Annotated in this window: 1 protein-coding gene; it reads right to left on the reverse strand. The window is 37.0% G+C overall.

The window, feature by feature from the left end; genetic code table 11:
* Nucleotide 1: 1 nt before the first annotated feature.
* Nucleotides 2-1313 (reverse strand): IS4 family transposase (locus tag GO495_RS31860; protein ID WP_157304006.1); only part of this gene is annotated, 1312 nt, incomplete at its 5' end.

Raw genomic sequence — 1313 nt, forward strand, 5'->3', positions numbered from 1 at the left:
GCTACCGTCTGGACACATTTCTAAAAAGAATCCAGCCTTGCATGACTGCAGTAAATTTTTGCAGCCCCATCCAAAAGGTAGTGATGCCGGGTTTACGTTCTGAGAGATAGCCTTTCCAGCCACCTAATCTGGCTATAGCCCATATATATCTTTTTAAATCGGAAGATGTATATGGGTTTTTCAGTTTATCTGTTTTACCTTCTAACTGTTCGATCTGTATTTCTAAACATTCCATTTCCTCCTGGGAGAAGCAACTTTGTGGGCATGACTCTTCTGGCATTGCGTATGCAATCTGCATAATAAAAAGTTTGATAATAGTTTCCAGCATCATTAAACATAGCTTTCTTATTGCTTTGGGTTGCGATAATTCGCTTGCTTCAATATTAAATCCTTCTTTCTTTAAAATTTTAAACACTTCTTCGATAACCCAACGGCAGGTATACCATTCTATGCAAACCAATGCAGTTTGTAAATCTTCTACTTTTTTAGTAGTCAATAATCTCCAATGAATAGGATTTTCTATATCATCTCCCACCTCTTTAGCTTCGATAGCATAAAGGGTTATATTTTTAGGAAGACTTTTATCGATGTACTGATGGCTGCTGATCGTTATTGCTGAAAAACGTACCTCAATTGTCGCAGTTCTTTTCGTTGTGCTTCTTCTTTTATCTCCTTCTATTTTAACTTCATAAGAACCTTGTAACGGCTGACTTGAGAGATATTCAAAAAGTTTTTGTTTTCCTTGAAGAATCCGATTTGATTTGGCTCTAATAAGCAGGTGTGTCTTGGAGTCGGGAACAACCGCGAATTGCTCATAAATATCTCCTTCTCTGTCCTGAATGATAATAATTTCACTTGCTGGCTGTAAAATCTCTTTGCTTTTAAGAGAAGTCTCTATCCATCTATAAGATTCCTTACCCTCTGTAGGAAGCATCTTTTTATGATGGCTCACATCTTTTTTAGCTTGTTCATGTGACCTGTTCCAAATTTTTATGGTTGAAAAACCATACGGCATAAAACTTTCTGCATCTATAACAAATCCCGGATGTATATGAAAACCGAGACCACAAGTAGGAGCATTAGTTGTCCCTATATAGTTGTCCTTTTTTATTCTATTCTTGTGGTTATATAGATTAACATCACTGGTATCCTGAATGCACAAAACTGGTCTGTTTCCAACGCAACTAACACAATTGGATGACATATTTCTGATGATGTCATCTTCACTAACACGGTCATTCTGTAAAAAACGATACATCGCTTTGGCTTCTGAATCGCTTCCTGCTAAACGTCGTATCGAATGTACCCCATTA

The organism is Chitinophaga oryziterrae, from assembly GCF_009758125.1.
GTDB classification, from domain to species: domain Bacteria; phylum Bacteroidota; class Bacteroidia; order Chitinophagales; family Chitinophagaceae; genus Chitinophaga; species Chitinophaga oryziterrae.